The 7,339-nt window shown below is 44.8% G+C and carries 3 protein-coding genes and 1 pseudogene; all 4 read right to left on the bottom strand.

Translation table 11 applies throughout. The annotated features are described in order from the left end of the window. Positions 1 to 314, bottom strand: a pseudogene (locus tag PN499_RS01345) (CapA family protein); the annotation flags it as partial. Positions 315 to 537: 223 nt separating this feature from the next. After that, positions 538 to 1,560 (bottom strand): ABC transporter ATP-binding protein, encoded by a 1,023-nt coding sequence (locus PN499_RS01340; protein ID WP_272029780.1) that lies wholly within the window; start codon positions 1,558 to 1,560, stop codon positions 538 to 540. A 162-nt stretch (positions 1,561 to 1,722) separates the two neighbouring features. After that, on the bottom strand, positions 1,723 to 1,911 hold the full coding sequence (locus PN499_RS01335) for a hypothetical protein (protein WP_007358145.1): 189 nt from the start codon (positions 1,909 to 1,911) through the stop codon (positions 1,723 to 1,725). 454 nt (positions 1,912 to 2,365) lie between these two features. After that, positions 2,366 to 6,913 carry a PAS domain S-box protein gene (locus PN499_RS01330; protein WP_272029779.1) on the bottom strand — a complete coding sequence of 1,516 codons (4,548 nt, stop codon included), beginning with the start codon at positions 6,911 to 6,913 and terminating at the stop codon, positions 2,366 to 2,368. Between the last annotated feature and the right edge of the window lie 426 nt (positions 6,914 to 7,339).

Below are 7,339 nucleotides of genomic sequence, written 5' to 3'. Positions count from 1 at the left end.
GCTCCCCCGCTCCCCAAAGGTTGTTTGAGTTCAACGATTTGAGTCCAACCTGCTAGTTGCTGGCTAGTTCGCCGCCCATAAACTTTGATAGAGTAGATTTGAGCTGCTTCGAGGCGAAGTAATCCTTTAACGATGACTCGGATGCAGGCATCTTGGGGGGGGAGTTGTTCTGCTTCTAGTAATAGGTGCAGGCAAGTGTTTTGACGGGTGGCCTTGACGGCTATGCCTTTGGTTCCTAGTGCTTGACTGATGAGAAAGGCGATCGCAGTTGCGTCACCTTCTTTGGCTAATGTTAAAATCTCTTGCTGACTCACTCTCTTTCCTCACACCAACAGATAGAGTTTATTATTCAACATTTCATCAAAAAAAGAGCGATCGCCATAAATTTTATAGCAATCGCCAAAATAGTGAAGACGGATATCCTGAAGGCGGCCCTCTGACGGTAAAAATACCGCCCAGAGTGGGGTCTAGATAAGTTATCAAAGAAACAAAGTTGACTCTTACTTCTAACTTCTTCCTTCTTCTTTCTTCCTCCAACTAAGAGCGCATGGCTGCTTTTTGCTCGGCCTTCAAATCCCGACTACTAGAAGCTTCTAACTCTGAATCTAACAGCGTTCTCCCCGTCGCCGCTAAATAAACATCATCCAAACTCGGTCGAGATTGAGCAATTCCAAAAGTAGGAAGACCCGCATCTCTAATTACTTGCTGAATATTCAAAAGTGCATCGCTCTGAGGTGTTACCACTAAATTTAGGGAATTACCTTGAGCAGTATTCACGATCGCTTCTTGTACAAAAGGCAAAGATTGCAACAGAGATTTTGCTTTTTCGGCTTCCTCAATGGGCGAAAATTCCCGGATGCGGAGGGTAACGCGATCGCCACCAACTTTATCCTTCAATTCTTCTGGTGTACCCGCAGCAATCACCACACCCTTATCAATAATTGCTACTCTGTTCGCCAAAGCATCAACCTCTTCCAGATAATGGCTGGTAATCAATACTGTTGTCCCAGACTCGCGCAACTGTCGCAGGAAGTCCCAAACTACCACCCGGCTTTCTATATCGAGTCCGACTGTCGGTTCATCTAAAACTAAAACATCCGGTTGATGTAACAGTCCCGCAGCCAAATCCAGCCGTTTGCGGATACCACCGGAATAAGTGCCTGTCTTTTTATCCGCCCATTCCCCTAAACCGAGTAATGCGATCGCATTATCGATCCGATCTTTAATCATCGGCCGAGGCAAATGGTAGAGAGCGGCTTGCAATTGCAAAAGTTCGCGCCCCGTGAGTACCTTATCCAAAGCAACCTCTTGAGCCACATAGCCCAAGCGTTGTCTAACCAATCTCGGCTGCTCTATAACTGAGATTCCCGATACCTCTAAACGTCCGCGATCGGGGGCCGTTAACGTACACAAAGCCCGTAGAGTAGTGGTTTTGCCTGCACCATTGGGGCCGAGCAAGCCAAAAATCTCCCCCGGTTCCACCTGGAAGGAAACATCTTTGACGGCTTCAACAGTGCCGTAGCGTTTCTGAAGATTCTGGATCAAAACGGCGGGAGCCATATATATAGATGTATCTGAAACATTACTTTATATTTTAAATTATTCTTTGAGAATTTTAATCAGCGATCGCGCAGCTCAAAAACACGAAAATACTCAGCGGTTAGCCCTATCCGCTGATTCAATTTTATTTATCGTAATTATTATAAGTGAGGTTTTTCTAACTTAGTCGATAATCCTCACCCATCCACGTCGCACATTATATAACAGTCTGTTAATAATCGCGTGTTCGTCTTCATTGAGTCCACCACCTAAAAGTGCCGATCTGATTTGCTGGCGGTCATTGCGAGTAACCACGCTGGAAAACATGACTTGACCAAATAATTCTTCTAGTGTGAGCTGGGAAGTAGACATGACTTTTGGCTTCCTTTTTCGTGCAAGGGGGTAGTTCTTAAAAAATAAGGAATGCTAGTAAATATACTGTGCCCTTTTTTCCAACCCAATTTTGTGATTGAAAACATTGCTAAATTGTGATTTTAGTCACAGTATTTGGCGATCGATATCTTATTCAAATGCGATCCTGGTATTTTTTGTGTGTGATATTAATCACTTAAGCAGCAAATTTACATGAGGAATCAAGGGTTTGACAGGGATAATTACTTAAAATTGAATCGCATGAGGAACTTGTAGGTGGATGCACGAATAATCGCCGAAAATCTAAGTCTACTTAAAATTTGTACGTAGATGTACGGATAATCTCTTAAAATTTTAACTTTTAGTAGCATGGGGAAGTGAGCATTAGCAATTAGCAATTAGCAATTACCAATTAGCAATTAGCAATTAGCAATTACCCATTACCCATTACCCATTACCCATTACCAGTTAACATTTTTTGTAGAAACTCAGTTGCCGCCTTACTGTCCAGAGGTCTAGATAACAAATATCCCTGAGCGTGTTCGCATTCAAGTTGCTGGAGTTCCGCTAGTTGCTCTTTTGTTTCCACACCTTCAGCGATTACGTCGAGCCCTAAATTATGAGCCAGCGTTACGATCGCGCGTACAATTTGCAGAGGACGACCACCCTCTGTACTCAAGCGACTGACAAAAGAACGGTCAATTTTGAGAGTATCAAGCGGGAAGCGGTGCAGATAACTTAAAGATGAATAACCCGTACCAAAATCATCAATAGAAAGCCGAATATTTCTAGCTTTCAGTTGGGCGAGCATAGTGCTAGCTTTAGCGACATTTTCCACAATCACGCTTTCCGTAATTTCTAACTTTAAACTGCTGGGATCGCACCCAGTTTCTTGCAGAATTTCATCAATCTCCTCAAACAAATTCATTTGCCCCAACTGCTTACCTGAAAGATTCACACTCATAGTCAGTGGGTAATTAGTAATTGGTAATTGGTAATTAGTAATTGGTAATTGGTAATTAGAGAAATTTGGACTATCGCCTCTTCCTTCTTTCCTATTCCTTATTTCTTCTTCCTTCTTCCTTCTTCCTTCTTCCTTCTTCAATAGTTCTTGCCAAATACGCAACTGGCGGCAAGCTTCTCTCAAAACCCAAGCGCCCAAAGGAATAATCAGACCAGTTTCTTCCGCTACGGGAATAAACTCAGCAGGCGAAACTAAACCTCTCGTTGGGTGTTGCCAGCGTACAAGCGCCTCAAAACCGCTAATTCTGCCCGTAGAAAGTGAAATAATTGGCTGATAATGTAACAACAATTTAGTATGTGGATGACCACCATCGCTAATAATTTTCGCTGCATTTCCTGAAGAGTTCTCCGATAGCCAAAGCGGGTTTGAATTGAGAATTGCTGAATTGCCCTTTGAGTATTGAGTGTGCTCTGATAACTGAGAACTTTCTAAACCAAGATTTTGTGCCAAACTTGCCTGTTTTGGGGAAAAATCGGGTCTTCCAAGGGCTAGTGCAATTTGACAACTTTCCTGAATCGCCCGCCGCAAGTCAGTTTCCAATTGCAACAGAGAAATAGTTTGATCGTGCATCGCTAAGTTAAAAACCTCATGGCGGGCCTTACCAAGGGCCTTGGCGCGATACATGGCAATGTCAGCGTCCCGCAGGAGATCTTCAGGATGGTTGTACATGGGGCAGTGCATATACTTCCAATCTTCTTCACTTGTTGAGGAAACTTCGCTTTGACTGAAGACAATACCGATGCTGACGGTGGTAAATACTTCGTGTCCTTCAAGGTTGAAGGGCTGGGCAAACTCGTAGTTGATCTTTTTGGCAATGATGGTAGCATCACCAAGACTTTGAATACCTTCTAGTAGGACAGTAAACTCGTCTCCCCCTAGTCTAGCGGCGGTATCAGAGGGGTGAAGACAGGAGGTAAGGCGATGGGCGATCGCAATTAACAGTTGATCTCCTACACTATGACCTAGACTGTCATTGACGACTTTAAAGCGATCTAAATCTAAAAATAAGACAGCAAATTTATAATCTGGCTGTTGTTTGGAACGACGGATAGCTTGACCAACACGCTCAATAAATAGGGCACGGTTTGGCAGTTGAGTGAGAACATCGTGAAAGGCATCGTGGAGGAGTTGTTGTTGGGCGCGTTTGCGTTCCGTGATGTCTCTGATGATAATTTGGGTTGCGACTTTCCCTTGATAGGTAGCAGGTATACCTGCTATTTCCACATCGATTACTTTCCCGTCCAGTCGAATCATTTTTTGTTCGATCAGATTCGTTTTTTTGTTTTCTTCTTCTACTTGCTGAATGCGGACTCTAACTACTTCCATATAGTCGCGGTGGACGAGGTTAAATATGGGAAATCCGATCAATTCTTTCGCAGATTTAGCACCAACAAGTTTGGCTCCCGCAGCATTGATATAGACAATTTTATCTTCGCTATAGACGGCGATCGCTTCGGGGGAAAGTTCTACTAAACGGCGGTAGCGCTCTTCGCTTTCTTGGAGAGAAGCGATTAGTTCTATACGCTCTTTTTCTGCCTGCTGACGTTCTATTTCTGTGTCGTGGGCGGCGAGAAATCTACCGATGCTTTGTGCCATCAGTTCGATGATTTCTGTTTCGCGGGCTTCAAAATTTTTGCTTCTTATTTGTGTTGAGGAGAAACTTAACACTCCGTAAATCTTACCGCTCACAAATATAGGCGTACCTATATAAGATTCCATGTTAAATCTTTGATATGCCGGGTGCGTTTGCATTTCCTCTATTTTACCTACATGGGCATAGGTAACAGTTTTCTTGATTTTGATCGGTGCTGAACAATAAGTATCTTTTAATTCCGATTCCAAGCCGGGGACAAAACATTCAATATCAGATTTAACAGAACGGATAATGCAGCGTTCGCCTTCAATTTGATTGATGACACCTGTAGAAAGCCCAAATATTTCGCATCCTGCCAACAGGTAATCGGCAAATAGCTCTTCAAAATTTTGATAGTTGTAAGTTGTAATCCGGTGAAGCTGTTTGAGATTGGCGCTAAAAGTTGCTAAAGTTTGGGACTTTAAAAATAATTCTTCTTCGGATCGTTTGCGCTCGGTGATATCGGTTTGAATGCCGACAAAGTGGGTGAGATGCCGCCGCGTGTTGTACACGGGTGAAATAGAAAGTTCGTTCCAAAAAGGAGTGCCATCTTTACGGTAGTTTTGCAATACGACCTGGCATTCTTTGCCTTCGTTAAGGGCTGTTCGCACTTCCTTAAGAGCTGGTTGATTTCTATCAGCACGTTGCAAAATTCGGCAATTTTTACCGATAATTTCGTCTCGCTGATAGCCTGTCATCCGCTCGAAACTGGGGTTGATATAAATCGTGGGATTGTCTGACTGTGTAGCGTCGGTAATGATAATGCCATTGCTGCTGGAAGCGATCGCGCGTTCCATTAGTTGTAGGCGCTCTTCCGATCGCGATCGCTCGATGGCTGCTGCTAGTACATTCGCGATCGCTTCAAGGAAGTGGACATCATCTTGACTAAATTGCCGCCGCCGCTTGGTATGAGCGCTCAGTACACCCCAAGCGGGGGATGGGGAAGATGGGGAAGATGGGGAGGATGGGGAAGATGGGGAGGATGGGGAAGATGGGGAGGATGGGGAAGATGGGGAGGATGGGGAGGATTTACCTCCGTTATTCCTTTCAGGCCAAATCTCCCCCTCTCCCCCGCTCCCCCGTTCCCCTCGCGCCAAATCTTCTCTGCTCCAATTTCCGGGGATAATGACGGAAACACCGCTGACGACGCGGTGATTGTGTAACAGAGGGGCACCGCTGAAGCGGGTCTCTAAGCGCACGTCTTCCACAATTACCGACTCACCAGCAAGCAAAGTATAACCCGCCTGAGACTTCGTGGAAGCACTGACTGTGGCGTTGCCCACTAAGCCTGGTTGCCATCCCTCTCCTGCTCGTAGCAGAAAAGCGTGTCCGCCGGGGAGTAATTCTAAAAGTTTGCAATATTCTACATTCAGCGTTTGAGCAACTAGAAGTACAGCTTTGTCCATCAGTGCCGATAAATCACTCTCCATCAAGGCCTGTTGCCCCAAGTAAGCGACGGCGGCTTGCTGGCGGGCTCGCGAGTGTATGGATGCGAGTAATTCTTGCTCTACTGTTTCTGAGCGTTTGACTAAGGTGATGTCGCGGCTAATCGCCATTGCGCCCACCGCCTTGCCAAATTCATCGGCAACTATGACTACGGTGGTTTCGCATACGCCGTCACTGCCATCTTTGCGGGTGAAGTTTATTGTTCCCGACCAGCGACCTGAATTTCTTAGACTGTATAGAATCTCGTGGGTCAGCGCTGTCGCCTGTTCTGAGGAGGAGTGAAAAATCTCTGTACTTTTACCGATTACTTCGGCTTTGGTATAGCCAAAAATGCGCTCTGCTGCGGGGTTCCAGTCGATGATTCTACCAACAGTGTCGGCGATCGCTACTGCGTCGTAGATATTCTCGAAGGTGAGGGCCTGTCGCCGCAGTGCTTCTTGAGCTCTTTTGCGATCGGTGATATCGGAGAATATAGATAATATCACCGATTCTCCCTCCAAAGTCAGCGGTCGCATTGATACTGATGCCCAAAAGACTGTCTCGTCAGTCTTTTTGAGCTGCACTTCTGCCTCGCGGACGTAACCTTGGTTTTCGAGCTCTGCCAGTAAAAGTTGGCGATCGGCTGGCTCGCAGTAAAATTCAGGTAATTTTCTGCCGATTAGCTCTGTGGAGAGCGATCCAAAAGTGAGGCCAAAAAGATCGTTGCAGTATAGAATAGCTGCATCGCTAGTGCGACTAACTGCGAGGGGTAATGGAGCGGTTGGGGCGATCGCACCCAAAAGTTGTTTGGTTTCTTGCAACGCCACTTCCATTTCCTGCCTTAAGGCGCAACCCAGGCATTGTTCCACGATTGAGTGATTTAGTTTTTGATTGATAAATTCTAATTTTCTGTTGTACACATCTGGGCTCCTGCACCCTTTTTCAAATTATTCTAGCTATAACAATTCAACGATCCCTGATGCTGACGAAGAGAATATTGTTCGATCCCTGTATTTTATATTACATTTTTTGGCTTGAGTAATAAACGTTTTGTTACTAAAATTTAACGGAGAATATTATTCCGTGACTTTAACAGGGCTAAAAGAAGACTCTTCCTAGCTCTATTCCCAGAATGAAAATTTAAGCAAGGCCCCTTGGCACTATTTTTTTTCTGCCCTTGGGTGAGGTTACAAACCATAATAAATTTATGTATATGTATAAATCCTCTCATCCCTGAGATGAGAGTCTAGTCCACCCATAAATTGCGAAATATTCTCAATAAAGTCAAGATAGTTTCGAGTAGGGCAAGGGGATAAGAAAGACAGGAAAAGAAAATAGGGGAAGTT

The sequence above is a fragment of the Kamptonema animale CS-326 genome (assembly GCF_028330895.1).
Classification (GTDB): Bacteria; Cyanobacteriota; Cyanobacteriia; order Cyanobacteriales; family Microcoleaceae; genus Kamptonema; species Kamptonema formosum.
The sequence above is the reverse complement of the archived record's forward strand: the minus strand, read 5'-3'. Positions and strand labels throughout refer to the sequence as shown.

What these genes read in the sequence shown, in the direction of transcription:
- PN499_RS01335 (WP_007358145.1), bottom strand. Translation starts at nt 1,911, where the DNA reads ATGTCTACTTCCCAGCTCACACTAGAAGAATTATTTGGTCAAGTCATG.
- PN499_RS01340 (WP_272029780.1), bottom strand. Translation starts at nt 1,560, where the DNA reads ATGGCTCCCGCCGTTTTGATCCAGAATCTTCAGAAACGCTACGGCACT.